Source organism: Pseudoruminococcus sp., assembly GCF_047012705.1.
Taxonomy (GTDB): Bacteria; Bacillota; Clostridia; order Oscillospirales; family Acutalibacteraceae; genus Pseudoruminococcus.
Window position 1 is genome coordinate 212,228 of sequence record NZ_JBKXNW010000005.1, and the last position, 530, is coordinate 212,757.

Genomic DNA, 530 nt, shown 5'->3' on the forward strand with positions numbered 1-530 from the left:
TCACGGTTTGTGGAGATGTTCTGTAATACTGATGATAAGCGTACCATAGCGGATATATGCTCAATCATTACGGATGGTACGCACCAGCCGCCGAAATTCACACAAGACGGGATACCGTTCCTATTTGTATCAAACATTGTAACAAATGAAATTACCTATAATGCGGAGAAATTCATATCAGAAGAAACCTATGATGAACTTTACAAGCGTACTCCTATTGAAATAGGCGATATTGTGTTATCAACCGTTGGCTCTTACGGTCACCCTGCGGTAGTAAAAACAAATAAAAAATTCTTGTTTCAGCGTCATATAGCCTATCTGAAACCTATTTCAAGTGTTGTAAACTCGATTTATCTGCATAGTGCTATTCTTTCTAACGATGCACAAAGGCAGATTGAGGAAAGAGTAAAGGGTATCGCTCAAAAAACTCTGAACTTGTCGGAGATAAGGAAAATAACCGTTCCTATCCCTCCCCTTGCCCTACAAGAGCAATTCGCCGCCTTTGTAGAACAGACCGACAAATCGAAATT

1 protein-coding gene is annotated in these 530 nt (G+C 40.0%); it reads left to right on the plus strand.

Annotation, left to right across the window (positions count from 1 at the left end; translation table 11 throughout):
* Positions 1 to 530, plus strand: a 530-nt coding sequence (locus tag ACLU24_RS06835) for a restriction endonuclease subunit S (protein ID WP_412611301.1), incomplete at both ends; no start/stop codon positions are given.